Annotated in this window: 23 protein-coding genes and 1 pseudogene; 13 read left to right on the plus strand and 11 right to left on the minus strand. The window is 62.6% G+C overall.

The genetic code is table 11. The annotated features are described in order from the left end of the window. Nucleotides 1–37 precede the first annotated feature (37 nt). The 5 genes from rpoD to NKG99_RS02155 form a co-directional block, all read right to left on the minus strand. Complete coding sequence (rpoD, locus tag NKG99_RS02135) at nucleotides 38–2059, minus strand: RNA polymerase sigma factor RpoD (RefSeq protein WP_352863673.1); 2022 nt, start codon at nucleotides 2057–2059, stop codon at nucleotides 38–40. A gap of 420 nt (nucleotides 2060–2479) precedes the next feature. Continuing rightward, entirely contained in the window at nucleotides 2480–4441 is a 1962-nt protein-coding gene (gene dnaG / locus NKG99_RS02140) for a DNA primase (protein WP_352863675.1), read from the minus strand. Between the two features lie 113 nt (nucleotides 4442–4554). Next, entirely contained in the window at nucleotides 4555–4920 is a 366-nt protein-coding gene (locus tag NKG99_RS02145; RefSeq protein ID WP_352863677.1) for a helix-turn-helix transcriptional regulator, read from the minus strand. Between the two features lie 12 nt (nucleotides 4921–4932). Next, nucleotides 4933–5226, minus strand: a complete 294-nt coding sequence (locus NKG99_RS02150) for a type II toxin-antitoxin system RelE family toxin (protein WP_352863678.1) — start codon at nucleotides 5224–5226, stop codon at nucleotides 4933–4935. A 91-nt stretch (nucleotides 5227–5317) separates the two neighbouring features. Beyond that, the gene (locus tag NKG99_RS02155; protein WP_352863680.1) at nucleotides 5318–5686 is read right to left on the minus strand and encodes an RcnB family protein; all 369 of its coding nucleotides are present in this window, start codon (nucleotides 5684–5686) and stop codon (nucleotides 5318–5320) included. A 385-nt stretch (nucleotides 5687–6071) separates the two neighbouring features. Here NKG99_RS02155 and NKG99_RS02160 point away from each other — a divergent pair, with 385 nt between their 5' ends. The 4 genes and pseudogenes from NKG99_RS02160 to NKG99_RS02175 all read left to right on the plus strand — a co-directional run. Then, nucleotides 6072–7736: a Na/Pi cotransporter family protein gene (locus tag NKG99_RS02160; protein WP_352863681.1), complete on the plus strand. Its 1665-nt coding sequence runs from the start codon at nucleotides 6072–6074 to the stop codon at nucleotides 7734–7736. 106 nt (nucleotides 7737–7842) lie between these two features. Next, a complete protein-coding gene (locus NKG99_RS02165) occupies nucleotides 7843–8052 on the plus strand; it encodes a DUF2061 domain-containing protein (RefSeq protein ID WP_352863683.1) in 210 nt (69 codons plus the stop codon). Between the two features lie 167 nt (nucleotides 8053–8219). Continuing rightward, nucleotides 8220–9404, plus strand: a complete 1185-nt coding sequence (locus NKG99_RS02170) for an MFS transporter (protein WP_352863685.1) — start codon at nucleotides 8220–8222, stop codon at nucleotides 9402–9404. A gap of 17 nt (nucleotides 9405–9421) precedes the next feature. Continuing rightward, nucleotides 9422–9664 (plus strand): annotated as a pseudogene (locus tag NKG99_RS02175) (MerR family DNA-binding protein); the annotation flags it as partial. A 280-nt stretch (nucleotides 9665–9944) separates the two neighbouring features. Here the strand turns inward: NKG99_RS02175 and NKG99_RS02180 are convergent. Both NKG99_RS02180 and katG read right to left on the minus strand, forming a co-directional pair. Next, nucleotides 9945–10502, minus strand: a complete 558-nt coding sequence (locus tag NKG99_RS02180) for a GNAT family N-acetyltransferase (RefSeq protein ID WP_352863687.1) — start codon at nucleotides 10500–10502, stop codon at nucleotides 9945–9947. 283 nt (nucleotides 10503–10785) lie between these two features. Beyond that, nucleotides 10786–12981, minus strand: a complete 2196-nt coding sequence (gene katG, locus NKG99_RS02185) for a catalase/peroxidase HPI (protein WP_352863689.1) — start codon at nucleotides 12979–12981, stop codon at nucleotides 10786–10788. 254 nt (nucleotides 12982–13235) lie between these two features. Here katG and NKG99_RS02190 point away from each other — a divergent pair, with 254 nt between their 5' ends. Both NKG99_RS02190 and NKG99_RS02195 read left to right on the plus strand, forming a co-directional pair. Then, nucleotides 13236–14189 (plus strand): hydrogen peroxide-inducible genes activator, encoded by a 954-nt coding sequence (locus tag NKG99_RS02190; RefSeq protein ID WP_352863691.1) that lies wholly within the window; start codon nucleotides 13236–13238, stop codon nucleotides 14187–14189. Between the two features lie 138 nt (nucleotides 14190–14327). Further along, entirely contained in the window at nucleotides 14328–15305 is a 978-nt protein-coding gene (locus NKG99_RS02195) for a hypothetical protein (RefSeq protein WP_352863693.1), read from the plus strand. Between the two features lie 39 nt (nucleotides 15306–15344). Here the strand turns inward: NKG99_RS02195 and NKG99_RS02200 are convergent, their stop codons facing one another. Further along, nucleotides 15345–15497, minus strand: a complete 153-nt coding sequence (locus tag NKG99_RS02200; protein WP_352863695.1) for a hypothetical protein — start codon at nucleotides 15495–15497, stop codon at nucleotides 15345–15347. Between the two features lie 200 nt (nucleotides 15498–15697). On the opposite strand from NKG99_RS02200, the gene NKG99_RS02205 reads away from it, so the two are divergent. The 6 genes from NKG99_RS02205 (at nucleotide 15698) to NKG99_RS02230 (ending at nucleotide 19564) form a co-directional block, all read left to right on the plus strand. Next, entirely contained in the window at nucleotides 15698–16132 is a 435-nt protein-coding gene (locus tag NKG99_RS02205; RefSeq protein ID WP_352863697.1) for a CBS domain-containing protein, read from the plus strand. Between the two features lie 127 nt (nucleotides 16133–16259). Further along, entirely contained in the window at nucleotides 16260–17171 is a 912-nt protein-coding gene (locus NKG99_RS02210; RefSeq protein ID WP_352863699.1) for a hypothetical protein, read from the plus strand. A 200-nt stretch (nucleotides 17172–17371) separates the two neighbouring features. Then, entirely contained in the window at nucleotides 17372–17728 is a 357-nt protein-coding gene (locus NKG99_RS02215) for an SPW repeat protein (protein ID WP_352863701.1), read from the plus strand. Between the two features lie 140 nt (nucleotides 17729–17868). Next, the gene (locus NKG99_RS02220; protein ID WP_352863703.1) at nucleotides 17869–18786 is read left to right on the plus strand and encodes an NADP-dependent oxidoreductase; all 918 of its coding nucleotides are present in this window, start codon (nucleotides 17869–17871) and stop codon (nucleotides 18784–18786) included. Nucleotides 18787–18793: 7 nt separating this feature from the next. After that, nucleotides 18794–19063 (plus strand): hypothetical protein, encoded by a 270-nt coding sequence (locus NKG99_RS02225; RefSeq protein WP_352863706.1) that lies wholly within the window; start codon nucleotides 18794–18796, stop codon nucleotides 19061–19063. A gap of 60 nt (nucleotides 19064–19123) precedes the next feature. Next, on the plus strand, nucleotides 19124–19564 hold the full coding sequence (locus NKG99_RS02230; RefSeq protein WP_352863708.1) for a DUF2267 domain-containing protein: 441 nt from the start codon (nucleotides 19124–19126) through the stop codon (nucleotides 19562–19564). Between the two features lie 56 nt (nucleotides 19565–19620). On the opposite strand, the gene NKG99_RS02235 is transcribed toward NKG99_RS02230, so the two are convergent. The 3 genes from NKG99_RS02235 to NKG99_RS02245 form a co-directional block, all read right to left on the minus strand. After that, a complete protein-coding gene (locus NKG99_RS02235) occupies nucleotides 19621–19836 on the minus strand; it encodes a hypothetical protein (protein ID WP_352863710.1) in 216 nt (71 codons plus the stop codon). 213 nt (nucleotides 19837–20049) lie between these two features. After that, nucleotides 20050–20349 (minus strand): hypothetical protein, encoded by a 300-nt coding sequence (locus NKG99_RS02240; protein ID WP_352863712.1) that lies wholly within the window; start codon nucleotides 20347–20349, stop codon nucleotides 20050–20052. A gap of 323 nt (nucleotides 20350–20672) precedes the next feature. Next, a complete protein-coding gene (locus NKG99_RS02245; protein ID WP_352863714.1) occupies nucleotides 20673–21122 on the minus strand; it encodes a GatB/YqeY domain-containing protein in 450 nt (149 codons plus the stop codon). 276 nt (nucleotides 21123–21398) lie between these two features. Here NKG99_RS02245 and carA point away from each other — a divergent pair, with 276 nt between their 5' ends. Then, nucleotides 21399–22604, plus strand: a complete 1206-nt coding sequence (carA, locus tag NKG99_RS02250; protein WP_352863716.1) for a glutamine-hydrolyzing carbamoyl-phosphate synthase small subunit — start codon at nucleotides 21399–21401, stop codon at nucleotides 22602–22604. Nucleotides 22605–22628: the final 24 nt, after the last annotated feature.

A 22628-nucleotide genomic window follows, 5' to 3' on the forward strand; every position in this document is an offset into this window, starting at 1 on the left:
GCCAGTGGCGCCCTTGAACTCTTTGATGTCGGAGGTCCTAGCTATCCAGGAAGCTCCTGAGCTTGCGGCTGCGGCTCGGGTGCTTCAGCTTGCGCAACGCCTTGGCCTCGATCTGGCGGATACGTTCGCGGGTGACCGAGAACTGCTGGCCGACCTCTTCAAGCGTATGGTCGGTGTTCATGCCGATGCCGAAGCGCATGCGCAGAACGCGCTCCTCGCGCGGCGTCAGCGAGGCCAGCACGCGCGTGGTGGTCTCGCGCAAATTGGCCTGGATCGCCGCGTCGATCGGCAGGATCGCCATCTTGTCCTCGATGAAATCGCCCAGATGCGAATCCTCCTCGTCGCCGACCGGCGTTTCGAGCGAGATCGGCTCCTTGGCGATCTTCAGCACCTTGCGCACTTTTTCGAGCGGCATGGCGAGCTTTTCGGCCAGTTCTTCCGGCGTCGGCTCGCGGCCGATCTCGTGCAGCATCTGGCGCGAGGTGCGCACGATCTTGTTGATCGTTTCGATCATGTGCACCGGAATGCGGATGGTGCGCGCCTGATCGGCGATCGAACGGGTGATCGCCTGCCTGATCCACCATGTCGCGTAGGTCGAGAACTTGTAGCCACGGCGGTATTCGAATTTGTCCACCGCCTTCATCAGGCCGATATTGCCTTCCTGGATCAGGTCGAGGAACTGCAGGCCGCGATTGGTGTATTTCTTGGCGATGGAGATGACGAGGCGCAGATTGGCCTCGACCATTTCCTTCTTGGCGATCGCCGCTTCGCGCTCGCCCTTCTGCACCTGGTTGACGATCTTGCGGAATTCCAGGATCGAGATCGCCGTTTCGGTGGCGAGGTTCTGGATCTCGGCGCGCAGGTCCTTGATCGCGTCCTTCTCGTTCTTGGTGAATTCCTTCCAGCCGCGCGAGGTCAGGTTGCCGATCGCGCGCGTCCAGTTCGGGTCGAGCTCGGAACCCTGATATTCCTTCAGGAACTCCTCGCGGCGCACGCCATAGCTTTCGGCGAGCCTGAGCAACTTGCCCTCGTTCTGCACCAGGCGCTTGTTGATGTCGTAGAGCTGCTCGACCAGCGCCTCGATGCGCGCCGTGTTGAGCGACAGCGACTTCACCGCCTTGATCAGCTGGTCCTTCAGCTCCTTCAGCCGGCGGTCCTGGCTGGGCGACAGCGTGCCGGCGGCGGCCAGACGGTTCTCGACCTGCTGGTCCTGCAGCTTGCGCAGCTTCTTGTAAGTGTCGGCGATGACGTCGAGCGTCTCCATCACCTGCGGGCGGAGTTCCGCTTCCATGGCCGCCAGCGAAAGGCTCGCTTCGTCCTCGTCTTCCTCGTCGTCATCCACCAGCCCGCGCGTATCGGCGGCGACATTGGTGATGTCGTCTTCCTCGTCGCGCGAACGGCGCGGCTTATCCTCGACCTTGGCTTCCTCGATGCGCTCGACGACCGGCGCCTGCTTGGCTTCCGGTCCGGCATAGGTGGCTTCGAGGTCGATGATCTCGCGCAGCAGGATCTTGGATTCGTTGAGTTCGTCGCGCCAGATGATGATGGCCTGGAAAGTCAGCGGACTTTCGCACAGGCCCGCGATCATCGTCTCGCGGCCGGCCTCGATGCGCTTGGCGATGGCGATTTCGCCCTCGCGCGACAGCAACTCGACCGAGCCCATCTCGCGCAGATACATGCGCACCGGATCGTCGGTGCGGTCGGTCGGCTCTTTCTTCGTCGTGGTGGCGGCAACGGCGGTGCCGGTCTGCTCGGCCAGTTCGTTGGCGTCTTCCTCGGCATCGGCCGCGGTGTCGGCGGCTTCGGGCTCCTCGCCCTGCTCGTCGTCCTCGACCACGTTGATGCCCATGTCGGACAGCATCGCCATCGTGTCCTCGATCTGCTCGGAGGTGACTTCCTCGGAGGGCAGCACCGAATTCAGCTCGTCCATGGTGACATAGCCGCGCTTCTTGGCGGCCTTGATCATCTTCTTGACAGCATCATCGGAAAGGTCGAGCAGAGGGCCATCGGTGGCGCCTTCGCGTTCGGTTTCGACCTCTTCCTTTTCCTTTGTCGCCATAGTCTTTATCTTCTCCTAGCGGCCGAACATCAAAGCCGCGTAAGCTGTCGGACCAGTCAAATCGGATGCGCTCGCTTATGAACGCGCTTCACCGGGCCAGTAACTGCATCAACTCATCGTTTGGTGCATGTCGTTGCCCCAAAACCGGTTTCCTTTTGGGCAACATGCATTAAGTCCAGATTAACCCTGGTATCTGTGGCAGGCAGGCTGCCTGTCCAGTGACCAGTACCCTCACATCGCTTATTTCCCGTCGACGCGGGTTCGGGTTAACGTTTCGAATCGTCCTGATTCCGTCATTCTGCCAGAAGGTCAAGCGCCTCTCGCATGATTCGCCTTAAAAAAGCGAATCAATTACCCGACTTAGCCCGCCGCACGCCATTTCGACGCGCAACAACGCCTTCACATTTCACTCGCTTCAAACTAAGCCCGCCCGGCCCTGCCCGAGGACACGCCGAATCCTTCGATCAGCGCTTCCGTTGCCTGTACATCCTGAAATTGCGCCTGAATTTCGATCAGGTGCCGGTAGTTTTCGTCCGTGGGATCGGTGGCGAGCGCCGCTTCCGCCTGTTTCAGCTCCTTATGTAAGGTGCGCGCGCTGCGCTGCAAGTGCAGTGCCTGGCTGAAAGCGTCGCGGGCATCGTCAAGGGCAGCGGTCTCCAGCGCCGGCCATTGACGCATACGCCGGATCAAGCCGACGGCCCGCTCCCAGATCTCGGCGCAGCCGGCGCGTTCGATCGTGGCGATAACGGCATGACGGTCATTGGCCATGTCATGCGCCATCGCATCGAGGATCGCCGCATGCAGCCGTCGCAGATCGGAGTTGGCGAGATCGAGAAACTCGATATGCGCGAAATTCTCGTCGATCAACGCTGGATGGTTGATCAGCGCGACAATGATCGTCGCCTCGCGCACCGACATCCCCTCGCTGCCACGCTTGACCAAAGCTGACTGGCCGAGGCTTTCAGTGATCGCGATGCGGCCGCCGCCACTCTTGGCGAACTGTCCGCCGGGTGCGGGCGTCTTGCCCTGGCCGCGCTCGCCTGGCCGGCCGCCATCTTGACGCCCTTGGCGCGCACTGCGCTGCGAGCCGAAGAAGCTCAGCACGCGTTCGCGCATCTCCTGCTGATAATGGTAGCGCAGGCTTTCGTCGCGGATACGGCTGGTCAGCTCGCGCAGCGTCTTCTCAAGCTCGGCCCGCCGCTCCGGCGTATCGAAGACGCCGCCCGCCGTCTCACGCATCCACAGCAGATCGACCAGCGGCCGTGCGTCGGCCAGTACGCGACGGAAAGCATCCGGTCCTTCGGCCTTGACCAGATCGTCGGGATCCTTGCCTTCCGGCAGCAGCGCGAAGCGCGCCGAACGCCCGGCCTGCACCGACGGCAGTGCCATGTCGGCCGCGCGCCACGCCGCCTTCAGCCCAGCCTTGTCGCCGTCGAAACACAACATCGGCTCCGGCGCCATGCGCCAAAGCAATTCAAGCTGGTTTTCGGTGAGCGCGGTGCCGAGCGGCGCCACGACATTCTCGAAGCCGGCCTGCGCCAGCGCGATGACGTCCATATAGCCCTCGACGGCGATGACCGTGCCGCCCTTGGCCAGGGCCCCCTTTCCCATTGCTTGGCGGGCGCGGGCGAAATTATAGAGCACATTGCCCTTGTGGAAGAGCTCGGTATCGGGCGAGTTCATGTATTTGGCCAGCGCATCCGGCTGCAGCGCGCGCCCGCCGAAGGCGATGATCTTGCCGCGCGAATCCGGGATCGGGAACATGATGCGGTCGCGGAACCAGTCATAGGAAACCGGGATGTCGTCGCCGTGGCGCACCAGCCCGCAGGCCTCGATATCGGCCTTGGGAACACCCTTGGCGGCGAGATGCTCCTTGAGCGCATTGCGGCTATCGGGCGCGAAGCCGAGCCGGAACGATTGCTGCGTCGCCGGTGTCAGTCCACGATCGCGCAGATAGGCGCGGGCTTTCGCGCCTTCCGGTCCCTGCAGCCGTTCCTGGAAGAAGGTGGTCGCCATCTCCATGACGTCGGTCAGGCTGGCGCGTTCCTTTTCGCGCCGCTCCTCCTGGGCATCGCGAACCGGCATCTGCACGCCGGCCATGTCGGCGATCTTTTCGACCGCTTCGGGAAAGCTCATCCCGTCGAGTTCGGTCAGGAACTTGAAATGATCGCCCGAGACCGAGCAGCCGAAACAATGGTAGCGGCCCTTCTTGTCCTCGCAGTGGAAGGACGGGCTCTTCTCGCCATGGAACGGGCAGCAGGCCCAATAGTCGCCGCGCGGCGCGTTGGTCTTCTTCCGGTCCCACGCAACGCGCTGGCCGATAACCGATGAAATCGGCACGCGGTCGCGTATCTCGTCGAGGAAAGCAGGCGGAAAGCGCATCGGGGAACTCGTTTCCCCACCATATAATCATGCCCGCGAAATCCGACGACCCCTAATGCGGGCCATACCCGGTTTCCACAGGGCAAAAGGCGGCCTTGCCTATAGCCTGTCGATCAATCGCCTTCGTCGACGAGACTTTCAACCGGCAGTTCGAGCGCGCGAGCCAGCCGCAGCCAAAGCGCGACATCCCCTCCACGCTTTCCGTTCTCGATTTCAGAAAGATAGTTCTGCGTCACTCCGACGGACGCGGAGAGCACAGCTTGGGTAAGCTTGCGATACCTGCGCCAGAAAGCAAGCGGAGAGACCGCTGCGACAAGAGCCCGTGCCTCGTCCGGAGTAAGTCCTGGAATCTGGCCTGCGCGAAAGCTGCCCAGCGCCTGTGCGTGGTCCAGCGATTCCCGCAACGCATCCAGTTCGCTGCGTGGTAAGATGGCCAGTTCCTCGCCACCTGGCGTCGTGACATAGGCAACGTTGTTCACCTTGGCATCCCTTCAATCATAAACCGACCCGCGCGGTCCGATCCTGGTGACGATGATCTCCTGATCCGTTTCCTCGAACATCACACGATAGTCACCCACCCTCAAACGCAGAGCGGTCGAGCCTTGCAACGCCTTGACCATGTTTGCAAGGCTGCTCGGGTCATTGGCATATGCTTCTATCTTCGACAGAATTCTCTCGGCATCCGCCCGATGCTTTCGCAGCGCCTTGGCAGCCAGAGGAAGGAGAATGACCCGCTTCACCTCGAAAATATCGCACATCGTGATATTTTCGGCAAGCTGTTTCAAAACTTCTTAATGTTGGTGAGGAGTTGGTCGCGGACGGCAGAAAAGCGGCCATGGCGGGCCGCCTCCCTTCAAATGTCCGGCTAAGTGCCGGTTAATGAGCGGCAAGCGCGCCGAAGATGACGCCGGAGAGGATGCCGACCAGCACATAGTCGTTGCCGACGCGGATCCATTCCTGGCCACGGCCGGGACGATGCAGGCCATAGCGGCCATAATCGCGGATCGGTTGGTGACGCTTCCAGCTGGAATATTTCTGGCCATTGCGCCAATGGCTGCGCTTCACGACGACCGTCTTCTTGAAGACGCGCTTCTTCACATCGGTATGGTGGCCGGGCTTCTGCCAGTCGACCTGGCTATAGTTCGACTGTGGTGCGACCTGCGCAGTCAGCGGTGCGGCCTGGCTGGTGAACGACGTGGCGGCCAGCATCGAGAAAGCGAGGGCGGAAAGGACAATGCGTTTCATCAGAAGTCTCCTGGTTGTCGACATCAGGGGAATAGCGCGGCACTGATGAACCGAAACTGAACGCCGGCATTACAATTGTGTAATGAATTCCTTCATTTAATCGAGGGAGTTGAACATCCTCGCAAAGGTAGGAGACAAGCGCGGCAACCCGCGCGAATCCGCCGTGCCACGGTAGCCCGGCAATGCAACCTTTTGCGCCTCAATCCATTTTCCGACACTGCCTGTCGCGCGGCAACGGCCCTTTGAAATCCACAAGATTTTATTATCCGGCTAAAATATTCGAGTTATTATCGGCCACTGCCATGAACATGATTCGTAACCCCGCTTTTCATCCCGCTCGCCACGCTGGCCGCGTCGCGCGCCCTGTTCGCACGCGGGCGACAAGATGAGCGGCTCCGTCGTCCTTCTGCATCTGGCCGGCGCCGTGGCGCTGATGCTGTTTGCCACCCGCATGGTGAAGACCGGCGTCGAGCGTGCCTATGGCGACGTGTTGCGCCATCGTCTGCGCGCCACCATGCGCAATCCGATCATGGCGGTGCTGGCCGGCACCGGCCTCGCCATCGCCCTGCAGAGTTCCACCGCCGTCACGCTGCTGGTCGGCTCCTTCGCCGGCTCCGGCATCGTCTCGGGCGCCGCGGGCCAACTTGCCGTGCGTGGGGCCGAGATCGGCTCGGCGCTGGTGGTCAAGCTGCTGACCTTCGATCTCACCCTGCTGGTGCCGCTTTGCCTGATCACCGGCACGGTGATGTTCATGGCCACCGAGCGGCGCGACTGGCGCCAGTCCGGCCGCATCCTGGTCGGCATCGGCCTGTTGATCCTGTCGCTGGAAATGATCGGCCAGGCATCGGAACCGCTGCGCAACAGCCAGCTCCTGCCGGTCATCATCAACTACTTCTCCACCGATTCCATCACCGCCTATCTGCTGGCGGCGCTGATCACCTGGCTGTTCCAGTCGAGCATCGCGGCGGTTCTCTTGATGGCGACGCTGGCCGGTCGTGGCCTGATCACGCCGGAACTCGGCGTCGTCCTCATCCTCGGCGTCAATCTCGGCTCCTCGATTATCGCGCCGATGCTGACACGCTCGTCGAGCCCCGAAGTGCGCGTCGTGCCGATCGGCAATCTCCTGATGCGCGGGCTTGGCTCGCTGGTCATGCTGATCCTGGTCATGATCTTCAGGCCGCACTTCGCCTTCCTCGGTTCGACGGCCGCGGACCAGATCGTCAACGCCCACATCCTGTTCAATGTGCTGATCCTGCTCGCCGGGCTGCCGCTGGCCGGGTTCGTCTACCGCGCCTCGGAGAAGATCGTGGCGCTCGGCACTAGGCCCGTGCCGGCCGCCTCGCTCGACGTCGTCGAGCTGTCCGCGCTCAACGAGAGCGCGCTCGACGTGCCAAGCCAGGCGCTGGCCAATGCCACGCGCGAGGTGGTGCGCGTCTGCGAGACGGTCGAGATCATGCTCAAGCGCATCATCGAGCTCTATGAAAGTGCCGACGCCGACAAGATCATGGCGCTGGCTGCACTCGACGACCGCGTCGACAGGAAGCATGCCGCGATCAAGCTCTATCTGGCCAAGCTGACCAGGAACCCGCTGACCGAGGACGAGGCGCTGCGCTGCCAGGAGTTGATCGGCGCCTGCGTCAAGCTCGAGCAGGTCGGCGACATCATCGTGCGCAACATGCTGGTGCATGTGAAGAAGAAGTTCGAGCGCGGACTGGAATTCACCGACGAGGGCTGGAGCGAGTTGTTCGCCTTCCACAGTTCGGTGCTCGCCAACGCGCGGCTTGCCTTCAACGTGCTGGTGTCGCGCGATCCCGAAACCGCCCGCCAGCTGGTGCTGGAAAAGGACCAGCTGCGCGACCGCGAGAAGGAAACCAGCACCAGCCATTTCGAGCGCCTGCGCGATGGCACCGCCAAGAGCGTCGAGACCAGCTCGATCCATCTCGACACCATCCGCGACCTGAAGCAGATCAACTCGCTGCTGGCCTCGATGGCCTATCCGGTGCTCGAAGAGCGCGGCCTGCTCACCGGGTCGCGGCTGAAGGCGAGCTGATCACGACACCGTCAAGCACCGTACTCGCTTCGGCGGCAAAATACCTTTGCCCTGTTTCCTCCAGTCGGGATAAGGGTTCATTAGCCCAGCCTTTCGGAGGAAATCGATGGACACCCATTCGCGCAGCTTCGCCAAGGCGCTCTCCTGGCGGGTGACCGGCACCATCGACACGATGATCATCTCGCTGGTCGTGACCGGAAGCATCAAGCTCGCCGCGGCAATCGGCCTGACCGAGGTCGTCACCAAATCGCTGCTCTACTATTTTCACGAGCGGACGTGGCTGAAAATTCCTTACGGGCGCAAAACCGTGGCATAGCGGCCCTCGGTGCACGACCGAGTTCGCGTGCCCTCGCCGGCCGTCGCGCGAACAAGTGACGCGCGGAAACTCGATCAAGAAAAGCTAAAGCGGCGCCAACAATTTCTGGATTGCCCGCGACGCTCATCCGTGGTTTGAGGCCTGCGTTCGAGGATCCAATTCCCGCTATGTCGCTTCCGCTCATCGCCTTGTTCATCGCCGCCTTTGCCTTCGGCACCACCGAATTCGTCATTGCCGGCGTGCTGCCGCAAGTGGCGCAAGGGCTTGGCGTTTCGGTTCCCTCGGCCGGCTATCTCGTCTCCGGCTATGCCTGCGGCATAGCCGTCGGCGGTCCGCTGCTGGCGCTAGCCACCAAGTCGCTGTCGCGCAAGAGCTTGCTGCTCGGCCTCGCCATCGCCTTCACCATCGGCCAGGCGGCCTGCGCGCTGGCGCCCGACTTCACCTCGATGCTTTTGTTGCGCATTGCCGTCGCGGTCGCGCATGGCGCCTATTTCGGCGTCGCCATGGTCGTCGCCGTCGGACTTGTGCGCGAGGACCAGCGCGGCATGGCGGTTGCCGTCATCCTGTCCGGCCTCACCGTCTCCAACGTCATAGGCGTGCCCGCCGGCACCGCGATCGGCAACATCTGGGGCTGGCGCGCCACCTTCTGGGTGATGTGCGCGCTCGGCGTGGCGGCAACGCTTGCCATGGCGGCGCTGTTGCCGCGCGCGACGGGATATCAGGTCAAGCCCGCCGGCCTCGCCCGCGAGGTTCGCGTGCTGGCCCGCCAGCAGGTCTGGACCTCGCTGATCCTGATGTTGATGCTGATGATCGGCCAGTTCGGCCTGTTCACCTACATCACGCCGACTTTGCTGGAGGTCACCGGGCTCGACGAGAACCTGGTGCCGTGGGTGCTGCTGCTCAACGGCGTCGGCGCAACGCTCGGTGTCTTTCTCGGCGGCAAGCTCTCCGACTGGAAGCTGATGCCGTCATTGATCACCATGCTGGCCCTGCAGGCGGTGACGCTAGCCATCATCCATGCCGTGAGCCCCTATCCCCTGCTGCTGATTATCGCCATCGTCATCTGGGGCGGTCTCAACTTCGCCATCGGCACACCGATCCAAACCCGGATCCTGGCCTGGACGGCAGACGCCTCGAACCTCGCTTCGTCGCTCATTCCGTCCGGCTTCAATGTCGGCATCGCGCTGGCCGCGTCGCTGGGCGCCGCCATGCTAAATGCCGGCTATGGCTACCGCAGCCTGCCGCTGCTCGGTGCTATCGCCATGCTGGTCGCCGTCGCGGTGGCGCTCGCCTCTTATGTCTGGGAAGGGCGCAGCAACGCCACGCCGCCACTGACGGCCCCAGCGGAGTAGAGTGGACGCCGGTTTTCCGCCACGCCCGCGACCTCGGTTTCGCTGTCGAGGACATCCGCTCGCTGATCGAATTGAGCGGCCACGCCGACCGGATCGCCGAGCAACAACTGATCTCGGTGCGGGAGAAGATCGCCCGGCTGAAGCGGCTGGAGGCCGAACTCGAACGCATCGCCACCTGCTGCAATGGCGAGAAGGTCGGCGACTGCTACGTCATCCGCGCGCTATCCGACCACGCGCTGTGCGCTGACGAGCATGATTGAGAGGTTCGACGGGGCAGCTTGCGTGTCGGGCAGTTGCTATACCGCTCCCATGTCTACGTCGGCGCCGCCCCTCATCTGGCTGCCGCCATCTTCTCCCCGTAAACGGGGCGAAGGACGCCCTCATCAATGGTTTCGCCAATCACCAGCGCTGCAGAAAAGGCGCCGAGGTCGCGGCAGCCCCCTTCACCCCGTCGCTATACGGGGAGAAGGTGCCGGCAGGCGGATGAGGGGCGGCGCAACGCTCGAAGAGAGGGAGCGAGCAGATTCAACCCCGCCCCACCTACAGCTCGATCCGAAACCGCAAACTCTCCGCCCCGCCATAGGCGGCGTCCTCGAAGAAGCGCTCGACGAGCTTGCCGCCATTGGCAAGGATCACCTTGTGCGATGCCGGATTGCCCGGCTTGGCGGTGATCTCGACATAGGGCAGCCCGACCGCCCTCGCCTCGTCCAGCATCAGCCGCAGCGCCTCGGTGGCGTAGCCGCGCCGCCGCTTCCACGGCACCACCGCATAGCCGATATGGCCAAGCACATGTGGCGGCAGCTCCGCCGTTCCTGGCTGCCAGCGGAAGCCGATCGAGCCCGACGCCTCGCCGTCCCATATCCAGCGGCGGAAGCCCGGCAGGCGCGGTACTTGCCTGCCATCCGGCAAGGTGATCGGGCCGCCCCTGGCTTGGGGATCGTCGAGGTCGGCGAGAAAGGCCACTGGATCTTTTTCGATTGCCGCAAGCTGCTCGCGCGTCGCTTCCATCAGCCGCACATTGTCCGGCGACCAGCCGCGCTCAAGCGCCGCCTTATAGGACGGCAGATGTTCAAGCGCGGGTTTGACGATTTCGACCATGGTGCACCGGCGGAGACGCTACGGCGATAAGATAGCAGCATCGCCCGGCGAGGCACGGTCCACCAAGGGGCAGCCTCTTGCGACAGGGCCGCGTTCCCATCGCTGGAAACGCGGCCCTGATCCAAGTCCTTGGGAGGACTGGCGCAACGGCACGGTCGCACTGGATCGCCACTAGAGCATTTTGCAGCCAAGCGGAATCGCTTGGCGTCGCAGAAATGCGGCTAAAACAAACAGTTAGAGCGGGATGCCAGGTTCAATTCAAATGCATCCCGCTCTAGCGATCTCAGGCGATGTCGAAGCGGTCGGCGTTCATCACCTTGGTCCATGCCGCCACGAAATCCCTGGCGAATTTCTGCCCGGCGTCGGCGGAGCCATAGACCTCGGCAAGTGCACGCAATTGCGCGTGCGAACCGAAGATCAGATCTGCGCGCGTGCCGGTCCACTTGACCGCCTTGGTCTTACGGTCGCGCGCTTCGTAGACTTCGTCGGAGCCGGCGGCCGGATCCCAGACCGTGTTCATGCTGAGCAGGTTGACGAAGAAGTCGTTGGTCAGCGTCCCCGGCCGGTCGGTGAACACGCCGTGCTTCGACTTGGCCGTGTTGGCGCCAAGCACCCGCAAGCCGCCGACCAGCACCGTCATCTCCGGCGCCGTCAGCGACAGCAATTGCGCCCGATCGACCAGCATGGCTTCGGTCGACATCGGCTGCTTGCCCCTGGCATAGTTGCGGAAGCCATCGACTTTCGGCTCGAGCGGCGCAAAGGAATGAACATCCGTCTGTTCCTGAGAGGCGTCCATGCGGCCTGGCGTGAATGGCACCTTCACCTCATGGCCCCCATCTTTCGCGGCTTTTTCGACCGCGGCGACGCCGCCGAGCACGATGAGGTCGGCAAGTGAGACCTTCTTGCCGCCGGTCTGTGCCGCGTTGAACTCGTTCTGGATGCCTTCAAGCCTGGCAAACACCTTCGACAGTTCGGCCGGCTGGTTGACCTCCCAGTCCTTCTGCGGCGCGAGCCGGATGCGGGCACCGTTGGCGCCGCCGCGCTTGTCGGAATTGCGGAATGTCGAGGCCGACGCCCAAGCGGTCGAAACCAACTCGGAGACCGACAGGCCCGATGCCAGGATCTTCGACTTCAGGGATGCGATATCCTGCTCGCTGACCAATTCGTGGTCGACCGCCGGGATCGGATCCTGCCAGATCAGCACTTCCTTCGGCACGAGCGGGCCGAGATAGCGAGCGATCGGGCCCATGTCGCGGTGGGTCAGCTTGTACCAGGCGCGGGCAAACGCGTCGGCGAACTGGTCGGGATGCTCGTGGAAACGCCGCGAGATCTTTTCGTAGGCCGGATCGACCCTCAGCGCGAGATCGGTGGTCAGCATGGACGGCGCGCGGCGCTTTGACGGATCGTGGGCATCCGGCACGGTGCCGGCACCGGCGCCGCCCTTCGGCGTCCATTGATGGGCGCCCGCCGGGCTCTTCGTCAGCTCCCATTCGTAGTTGAACAGATTGTCGAAGAAGTTGTTGCTCCACTTGGTCGGCGTCGTGGTCCAGGTCACCTCGAGGCCCGAGGTGATCGCGTCGCCTGCAATGCCGGTGGCATGCTTGCTCGACCAGCCGAGGCCCTGCGCTTCGATGCCGGCGCCTTCCGGCTCGGCTCCCACCAACGAGGCATCGCCGGCGCCGTGCGTCTTGCCGAAGGTGTGGCCGCCGGCGATCAGCGCCACGGTCTCCTCGTCGTTCATCGCCATGCGGCCGAAGGTTTCGCGGATGTCGCGTGCCGAAGCCAGCGGATCCGGCTTGCCGTTCGGCCCTTCCGGATTGACGTAGATCAGACCCATCTGCACGGCGCCGAGATGGCCTTGGAGTTCACGATCGCCGGAGTAGCGCTCGTCGTCGAGCCACTTGGTTTCCGAACCCCAGTCCACGTCCTGCTCGGGCTCCCAGACGTCGGCACGGCCGCCGGCGAAGCCGAAGGTCTTGAAGCCCATCGATTCGAGCGCGACATTGCCGGCGAGGATCAACAGGTCGGCCCAGGAGATCTTCCTGCCGTATTTCTGCTTGACCGGCCACAGCAGCCGGCGCGCCTTGTCGAGATTGGCATTGTCCGGCCAGCTGTTGAGCGGCGCGAAACGCTGCTGGCCGGCGCCGGCGCCGCCACGGCCGTCGCCGATGCGATAGGTGCCGGCACTGTGCCAGGCCATGCGGATGAACAGCGGTCCGTAGTGGCCGAAATCGGCGGGCCACCAATCCTGCGAATCCGTCATCACATGGTGCAGATCCTTGATCACCGCATCGAGATCGAGCGACTTGAATTCCTCGGCATAGTCGAACGCCTCGCCCATCGGGTCGGAGAGGTTCGATTGCTGATGCAGAACGCCGAGGTCAAGTTGGTTTGGCCACCAGTCACGGTTGCTCCTGCGGGAGGACCCATGCGCAACCGGGCATTTGCCCTTGCTGTTGTCGTCTGTGTTGGCGTCCATGTTTTTCTCCGATCGTGGCTGTGTTGTGCTGCTTCAACGGCTGCGTGAGCAAGGACACTGGATGTCCCTGGAGGTGGTCCGTTTCATGGCAGGCGCGATGACCTGTGCCCGATACGCGACCGAATATCTTGGAAGTCCCGTCACTGCGGGCGCCTGGACCAGGCGGTCCTGGCTGCTCCTCCTTACAGTTCCTATAGCAAAGCCGTGTGATTAATTTAAGTTGGATTTCCTGATTGCAGCGATAAGATCACACTATGACAAACCTGACGCTGAAGCAGCTGCGTTATTTCGAGGCGCTGGCCCGACACAACCATTTCGGCCGCGCGGCCGATGCATGCGCGATCTCCCAGCCCGCTATCTCGGTGCAGATCAAGGAATTGGAGGCGACGCTCGGCACCGAGCTGTTCGAAAGAGGTCCGCGGCAAGTCCGTCTGACCAATTTCGGCGAGGAGTTTGCCTTGCGCGTGCGCGACATCCTGCGTTCGGTGGACGAACTGACTGATCTCGCCCGCTCCTCGCGTGACCGGCTGGTCGGCCGGCTCCGCATCGGCGTCATCCCGACGGTCGCGCCATACCTTTTGCCGACCATCATCGGCAATCTCTCGCGCATGCATGACGGCCTCGATATCCATGTGCGCGAGACGCTGACGCAGAAGCTGATCCAGGAACTGGCGGACGGCCGGCTCGACGCGGCTATTGTCGCGCTGCCGGTGTCCGAACCATCGTTGACGGAGGTCGTGCTGTTTGCCGAGAACTTCGTGTTGGTCCGGCCCGGCGAGGACGAGGGAAAGCCGGTGCCCAATCGCGAAATGCTGCGCGAGATGCGGCTGCTTCTCCTGGAAGAAGGCCATTGCTTTCGCGACCAGGCGCTGTCGTTCTGCAGCATGCATTCGGCGCGGCCACGCGAGTTGCTGGACGGTAGCTCGCTGTCGACCTTGGTGCAGATGGTCGGCGCCGGCATCGGCGTCACCTTGATTCCGGAAATGGCCGTGGCGGTGGAGACGCGCTCGGCACCGGTTTCCATCGCGCGCTTCAGAAATCCCCAGCCCTCGCGCACGATCGGCATGGTCTGGCGCAACACCAGTCCCATCGCCAAACAGCTGCTGCGGATTTCCGAAGTCGTTCGTCAGTCAGCCGACGCGCTGCGCGCGCAACACAATCCACCATCGGTTGCACACCTCCTGAACCTGGCGGCAGCCGCCCAATGAAGGCTGCTTGACAGATCCGTCCTAGTGGGTGCGCTAAACAAGATGTGTTTCGCAGATTGATGCGGGACCATTTATGATTGATTCTCGGCGGCAACACCGCAAGGAATTGCAAAGCGCTTCGACAGGAGAATTGATCCGGTGCGGTTGAGATCTGTCTCTCTGGGTGTCGTCGCCTGCCTTCTTGTCATGGTCATCGCCGTGGCGGTGTCGGCCCGATCCTTTGCCGCACCATCTGACGTTCCGGCCTGGCTACAGCCCCATGTCGGCGACAGCGACGGGCAGATATCACAGGTGGTGCTGGAACGGGCGCGCGCGCTCTACCTCAAGAAGGTGGCGCAAGGTGCGGTCAAAAACCCCTGCTACTTCGCCATGGACGCGACGCGCCCCAGCGATCTGGGCAATGGCAAGCCCGGACACCGCTATTATGTCGTTTGCGAAGCCAGCCAGTCGTTTCGCGCGATTTCGTCGGGCCACGGCAGCGGCCGGAATTTGAAAGGCGTCGTCGATTTCGCCAACGGCAGACGCTGCGCGAAGAACTTCGGCAATGCGATGGATTCATCGTTGACCGCCGGCGGCGCCTATATGACCAGCGAGGCGAAAACCTCGTTCAAGGGCTACTACCGTACCGGCGCGAAACAGGATGCGGTTTTCCAGCGCACCTTCATACAGTTCGACGGTGAAGGCGAAGCCGCGAACGCCAGGCAACGGGTGATCGGCGGCCACGCTGCCCAGGTGCTGCACGGCATGTGCCTGCGCAAAAATCCCAACAGCTCGCACGCCGACCATGATGGCTACGTGCCGTTCGGCAAGCTGGTGGACTACGCAAGCGGCCGCAGCAATGGGTGCACCAGCTGGTCGCCGGCGGATGCCAAGCAGATCATCCCAATGGTCAAGGACAACCCGACGACGCTCTACATCTACCCTGAATCACGCGACATCGCCGCTGTAGCGTCCAGCCGTTCGCAGTCGGGCGCTTACTGGAACGCATCCTGCCTGAAAGAAATCGGCACTCCGAAATTCTGGCCGAGAAAGACCCTCGAGCCGATCATCGCTCAGTACAGCAAGGATCACCCGGCACCGGCGCCGCAGCCGGTGCCGATTTGCAAAGGGCCATGAAGTTCGCTCTCTGCGGACTTCACTCAACCACGCCGAGGCTCAGCGTAGAAAACCGAGCACGGCCTGCATGAACTCGGCTGGATACTCCAGCCAGCAAGCGACCTCCACGGCGCTTGCCTGATGCTGCGGCTGCCTCGGTCGGGAATGGATCAGCCGCGATGTCGGCAGCCGGTGCTTGTGCTGCGCCTTCATAATGCTCTTCAGGATTCGGCGATTTCGCCGCGCATGGCGCATTCTCCTTCGACGGCCGCCGACGGCGGTTCGCCCATGAAAAGAGTACCAAAGATGCCGGCAGGCTATTTGCTCGCGAAGACCGAAACCATGGAACGTTTTCCAAGGGCGCTCATTCAAGCATCTGGTGGCGCGGGGCCGCGGAACGAGAGGAGGTTACGATGAGAATTGCCGATTGTATGACGAAAGACGTCCAGATCGCCAATCCGGAGCAAACCATACGCGAAGCCGCCCGAACCATGGGCCGTCTCGACGCCGGCGTCATGCCGGTGGGTGAGAACGACCGGCTTGTCGGCATGATAACGGACCGGGATATCGCGATCCGGGGCATCGCCCAGGGCAAAGGACCCGACGCCAAAATTCGCGAGGTAATGAGCCCTGACGTCGAATATTGTTTCGACGACGAAGACGCAGACGACGTCCTTCACAAAATGGGTGAGCTTCAAGTGAGGCGCCTGCCGGTGTTGAACCGCGACAAGCGACTGATCGGCATTGTTTCGCTTGGCGACCTCGCCATGAATGGCGAATCGGCAAGGGCGGGTGAGGCATTGAGCGGCATCTCGCAGCAAGGCGGACAGCATTCGCAGATGCATTGAGGTCGGCTTAACAAGGCCGGCGTCGGGCTGCGAGCTGCCGACCAGATTGCGATAATCGACCCAGACAGAGGCGGATGTTGCTTGGTATGCCGCAACCGCATGGTCTATCCGTTCGGGTTTGGTGCCAATGTTGCGTGACGTCGACTATGTGCTGCGAAAACTCGATTGGATGCGCGCCGAACGCATCTGGCCTAACGGCTTGCGTTACCTCTGGACCGATGCGTTCGGGGTCGTGCTCTACGTCTCACTCTATACGGAAACTGGCGAGGCGCGCTGGCTGGACGAGGCTGAGCGGCTTGTGGCCGATGTTGAGCGTGTGCTCGGCCGTCGGCGCGGACTGAGAATCGGGGAAGCAGCTGATCGTGACGGTCAGTATTTCCACTACCTGGCGATGTGGCTGTTTGCCTTGGCGCGTCTCGGCGATCTGAAGCCGCGATACCGCGCGCGCGGTATCGTGCTGGCGCGTGACATTCACCCGGCTTTTGTGATCCCGGGCCGCGGTGTGATCTGGAAGATGCAGGAGGACTTGAGCAATCCTTATCCCGGCTATGGCCTCGGCAGCATGGACGCCTATGATGGCTATGTCTCCTACCGGATGCTCGATGAAGACGGGCTGGCGCCCGAAATCGCGCAGATGCGTGACCTGATCGAGCGCGATTGGCAAGCGCTCGATATCGAACAGGATCTCGGTCTCGGCATGATGCTGTGGCTCGCCCACTTCTTCCCCGCGGAGCCATGGGCCGAGACCCAGACGAGGCGATCGCTTGGAACCCTGGAAACAATGTGGGTCGACCCGCCGGGTTATTTCAGCCGCGCGCCGTGGCTGCGCGACACGAAGTTCGCTTTCACCAATTTCGGCGTGTCACTGGGGCTGCAGGCCAGCGACGTCTGGCCCGAGCGTGTCGACACGTTGAACGCCTACTTCGAGGACTGGCGCTCCGGTGACCAATATGATCGAGAGGCGATCACATGGGTGATGGCCTGCGCCTCGCACCTTCCCGCTGCGTTTATAACCCGCGGACGGATCAAGAGTGGCTGAATGCTTCCAGCCGGGGAAAATGGCTCGGCGCCACGCACAGCCGATGGTGCTCCAGATTTGTTGATTGGAACCAATGGCCTGCAACGCAGTTAGAGAGCCAGCAAGTCCGGTTGTAGCCCTGCCGCCATGTGGATCGGCGGTTTCAAGGCCAGCCGACTGAGCTTCGGAAGCGTGGAAAGCACGCTTGATGGAGAAAAATCATGAACCAGTGGTCAAACGCCAAGCTTTGTGACGTGGCAAATCTGATCCTTGGAGCAGTTCTCTTCTTCTCTCCGTGGATCTTCGCCTTCGCGGCGGGGACACAGTCCCAGAACGCCATGGGCAGCGGCATCGTGATTTTCTTGCTTTCGGTTGCCGCCCTCTCCGCCTTTGCTGTTTGGGAGGAGTGGTTGAACCTCGTTGTGGGTCTTTGGGTACTCGTGTCTCCCTGGGTGCTTGGATTCCAGGCAACCACGGCAATGGGCGTGCATGTTGTAATCGGCGTTCTGGTCGCGGTCCTTGCTGCGATCGAGCTGTGGATGATGTATCAGAACCCTCCAACGCAATCCGCAGCCTAGCAGGACTGGCGTCCTTGCGGCGCCGATTGTGATCTGGCGGGTGGCCCGCGCGAGCAAATGAACATGCGGGCGCCACAGCAATCGGGGCCGCCGACCCGCAGACAGCGTCGCCGACAGCCGAACCAAGAGGAGGTATCGACATGAAAGCAGTCCGCATCCATGCGTTTGGCGGACCCGAGGTTCTTTCGATCGATCAAGTCCCCTTGCCTCAGCCACTTGACGACGAGGTTCTGCTCAGGGTTCGCGCGGCGAGCGTCAATCCGATCGACTACAAGACCCGCGAAGGTTCGACGAGCCAGCCCCTGCCGGTCACGCTCGGTCGTGACGTGTCCGGCACGGTGGAAACATGCGGCACGCGAGCGCATACGTTGAAGAAGGGCGACCCGCTATTTGCCATGCTTGGGCATGACCGCGGCGGCAATGCCGAATATGTCGTGGTCAAGGCGACGGAGGCGGCTGCGAAGCCGGACCGTCTAAGCCATGTGGAAGCCGCTGCCGTTCCACTCGCAGGCATTACTGCGTGGCAGGGCCTGTTTGAGCATGGCGGCCTCAAATCCGGGCAAAGGGTTCTCATCCATGGCGGCGCCGGCGGCGTCGGTCATCTGGCGATCCAGTTGGCCAAGGCCGCGGGCGCGTTCGTCGCGACAACCGTTTCCGCCGAGGACATCGTTTTTGTCCGCGAGCTCGGCGCGGATCAGACGATCGACTACAAGGACCAGCGTTTCGAAGAGGTCGTCGACAAGGTCGATCTGGTGTTCGACCTTGTCGCGGGCGACACGCAGGACCGCTCCTGGGATGTGCTCAAGCCAGGCGGGACGCTCGTTTCCACGCTTTCCCAACCTTCGCAGGAAAAGGCAAACGTGCGTCGGGCGCGTGGCGTCTCCTATCTGGCCGAGCCGAATGCGGCACATCTCGCGAAGATCGGCCATCTCATCGACGCCGGCAAGGTCATCCCCTTCGTGCAAGCTACCTATCCTCTTGGAGAGGTCGCCAGGGCGGAGGAACGGCTGGAAAACGAGCATGTGCGCGGCAAGATCGTGCTTGAGGTCTCGGCCTAGCGACCTGGTGGCAGCGATCGCGGATCTCTCCGACGGGACAGTGGTCCTGCCATCGCTCTCGATCGGTTTATCTGATGCGCGCCTCGCCTGCGCGGTCGCCGCCATTCCGCGCATTTGGAAACAGCAGCCTCAGTTTGTGTTCCGCGCTTTGCCCAGCCGCTGGACCATTGGGCGCCAGTTGAGGAACGTCGGGCGGGTTCCGGCGCAATCGAGAGCGTTCCCGGATTCCGCCGACAAGCAGATCTCGAGCCGCCGGAGAGATTTTCTCGACGGATAGCGAAACGATTGCCCCCGAGCATCGTTTCGAAACCAGGCACGAATAAATGAGGAGGCGATAATGAGCGCTACCGGTTTGGACGTTTTCGACAGGACGCTGCAGACAACGAACATCTGGCTCGATGAGATCATGGCCGATCATGGCCCGGATCGGCGGATTGCATGGCACATATTGGGCGCGGTCTTGCGGGCCGTAAGGGACAGGCTGCAGATCGGACTTGCGGCGAAGCTTGGGGCGGAATTGCCGCTGCTGGTGCGCGGCGCTTACTACGATCACTACCGGCCCGCAGCTGAGCCAGACAAAACGCGCTCGCTGGAAGACTTCTCGCAGCACATCGACGAGGAATTAAAATCAATCCGCCCCGTCGATCCCGAGGATGCAGCCCGCACGGTCTTCCGCGTTCTTACACGGCATATTGATCTTGGCCAATCGGCCAAGGTTCGCGATGCGCTGCCGAGGGAAATCCAGGCGCTCTGGCCCGAAAGCGTCGGCGTCAAGTAGCGACGGCAACGATTCTGGCGATTCCCAGCCGTGCCAAGGTGGTGCCCTGTCGGGCGTCAATCCCGCAACCGGTTGGCGACGTGATCCTGGCGCTGCTCGGTCGCGACCTCTCTAGAATCCAAGCCGCGTTCTCGGGAATGCTGTGCCTTGTCGCGATTGGATAGAACCTTGTTTTCTTCGAGCTTATCCTTTGGCGTCACGGTCATGGCGCCTGCGCCAGAGCCCTTTCCCTGCGAACCTGCTCCGATGTGTTTCTTGCTGCCGCGTGCCATGGGCTGCCTCCAATCTATGCCAAAACGTCTCACGATGGTGCCTAGTCGTCAGCACGGTCTTGTTCGTGTTGTCGCCCGGATGAGGAAGTGGTGCGTCGCCGCCGTGTCACGGCGTTTGCCTGTCCGGGCCTGCCCTCGTGCTGATAATGGCAAAGCGACGGGATCGTTCCGAAAGGCGTCGAATAGTCTTCTCGCCAAGTGGCTCGGTTCGGCTTAGCGCTGCTGCCGCCTGATCTTCGGAGCCTTGGTGCCCTTCGAACGCCCGGCGACCGCCGGACTGGCGCCGGATGCTTTTTCCGTCGCGGTACCCGGCGTGGCTTGCCTCGGCGGGTTCTGTCCGTCCGACTGGTGGGTTCGGTCTTCCACTTCGCCCATCCGACGGGTGAGCCCCACTCCGCCGGCAGGCTTCTTGTTGCCGGCCGCATCCTGGGAGAATTCATCGGATGCGTCGGCATCGGTCTTTGCCGGATACTTCGTCGCACCGGTTTCGTAGTGGGTTTTGTTCTCAGCCATGACATCTCTCCGGTTGCATGGCGGATAAACATCCCGGCGGTATCCGAGTTCCAGCTCCTGGCCTTGGATTCGGGAAGCGCCCAGTCGAATGAGGCTCTTCACCTTCGGCATAACGGAACAGAACCACGGACCTTGTGCCTTGTGGCAATTCCAACCCGGCAAAGGGCGTTGCCGTCCAGAGGGGATCGGAACTCACCACTGAAACGCCGCCCGTCCAAGGACAAGCAGACCGATCTGCGATTCCCGTTGCCCTCGCACCGCCAGCCGGACAGGCGCAGGGCAGCCGATTTTTCCCGCCCCAGCGACGAGATGGGCAGCAACCCTTACTGCAGCAACCCCTTGACGATGCCGCTCGCCTTGCCGAAATCCATCTGGCCGGAATATTTCTGCTTCAGCGCGGCGATCACCTTGCCCATGTCCTTCTGGCTGGCCGCGCCTGTCGCCGCGATCGCCTCGCGCGCCGCTGCCTGGATGGCGGCATCGTCAAGCTGCGCCGGCAGGAAGGTGCGGATGATCTCAATCTCGCCGCGCTCCTGCGCGGCCAGTTCGGGCCGTTTGCCGTCGTCGAATGCCTTTGCCGATTCCTCGCGCTGCTTCACCATCTTGGCCAGGATCTGCAGGATTTCCTCGTCGCTGGCCGGCTCCTTGCCCGAACCGCGATTGGCAATGTCGCGGTCATGAATGGCGGCCTGGATCAGCCGCAAAGTCGGCAGCCGGTGCTTGTCCTGCGCCTTCATCGCGCTCTTCAGGGATTCGGCGATTTTGCCGCGCATGGTGCATTCTCCTTCGATCGGCGCGGACAATAGCGTCGGGGGCGAGCCAACGCAAACCCAGAAATGCCAGGGCAAGCCTCTGATATTGCTAGATGAAATAAATCGAAGCCGCATTTCGCATGATCATTGACCGCCCTGCCCCCTTCCCCTATGTACTGGGCCTTGCATGAACTGAAGCTTGACTGCGTGGAAGCCGCGAAATCGCTGCTTGGCGCCGTTTGCTGCGCGGACGGCCCGCCGGGCCGTTGAGCCACGCAGCTTGATAGGAGTGCCGCCATGGCCGAGATGACGCCCGCCTGGGCAATCGAAAAGCCGACCGCCCTGCTGGTGCTGGCCGACGGCACCGTCATCGAGGGTCGCGGCCTCGGCGCCACCGGCTCCGCCGTCGCCGAAGTCTGCTTCAACACAGCGCTTACCGGCTACCAGGAAATCCTCACCGACCCGTCCTATGCCGGCCAGATCGTCACCTTCACCTTCCCGCATATCGGCAACATCGGCACCAATGACGAGGACATCGAGGACCTCAATCCGGTCGCCCGCGCCGGCGCCGTCGGCGCCGTGTTCAAGGCCGATGTCACCAACCCGTCCAACTATCGCGCCGGTACCGGACTCGACCAGTGGCTGAAGAAGCGCGGCATCGTCGCCCTGTCGGGCATCGACACCCGCGCGCTGACCGCGCTGATCCGCGAAAAGGGCATGCCCAACGCCGTCATCGCCCATGCGCCCGATGGCGTGTTCGACCTCGACGATCTGAAGCGTCGCGCCGCCGCGTGGTCCGGCCTGATCGGGCTCGATCTCGCCAAGGAGGTCACGTCGGGCCAGTCCTCGGTCTGGCGCGAGACGCCATGGGTGTGGAACGAAGGCTTTGGCGAACAGACCGAGCCTTCGATGCACGTCGTCGCCATCGACTACGGCGTCAAGCGCAACATCTTGCGCCTGCTCGCCGGCCTCGGCGCCAGGGTCACAGTCGTGCCAGCCAAGACCGGCGCCGAAGAAATCCTCGCCATGCAACCGGACGGCATTTTTCTCTCCAACGGTCCCGGCGACCCGGAGGCCACAGGCGACTATGCCGTCCCGGTTATCCAGGACCTGTTGAAGACCGACATTCCGGTGTTCGGCATTTGCCTCGGCCACCAGATGCTGGCGCTGGCGCTGGGCGGCAAGACCGCCAAGATGCATCAGGGCCATCACGGCGCCAACCATCCGGTCAAGGACCACACCACCGGCAAGGTCGAGATCGTCTCGATGAACCACGGCTTTGCCGTCGATGCCGACTCGCTACCGTCAGGCGTCGAGGAAACCCACGTCTCGCTGTTCGACGGTTCGAACTGCGGCATCACGCTCACCGGCCGGCCGGTGTTCTCGGTCCAGCATCACCCCGAGGCATCGCCCGGCCCGCAGGATTCGCACTATCTGTTCCGCCGCTTCGTCAACCTGATCCGCGAAAAGCGAGGCGAGGAATTGCTGGCCGAGCGGGCCTGACTTGACCCGTCAGCGCTGCCCCCA

The organism is Mesorhizobium sp. M1409 (assembly GCF_040317535.1).
Taxonomy (GTDB): domain Bacteria; phylum Pseudomonadota; class Alphaproteobacteria; order Rhizobiales; family Rhizobiaceae; genus Mesorhizobium.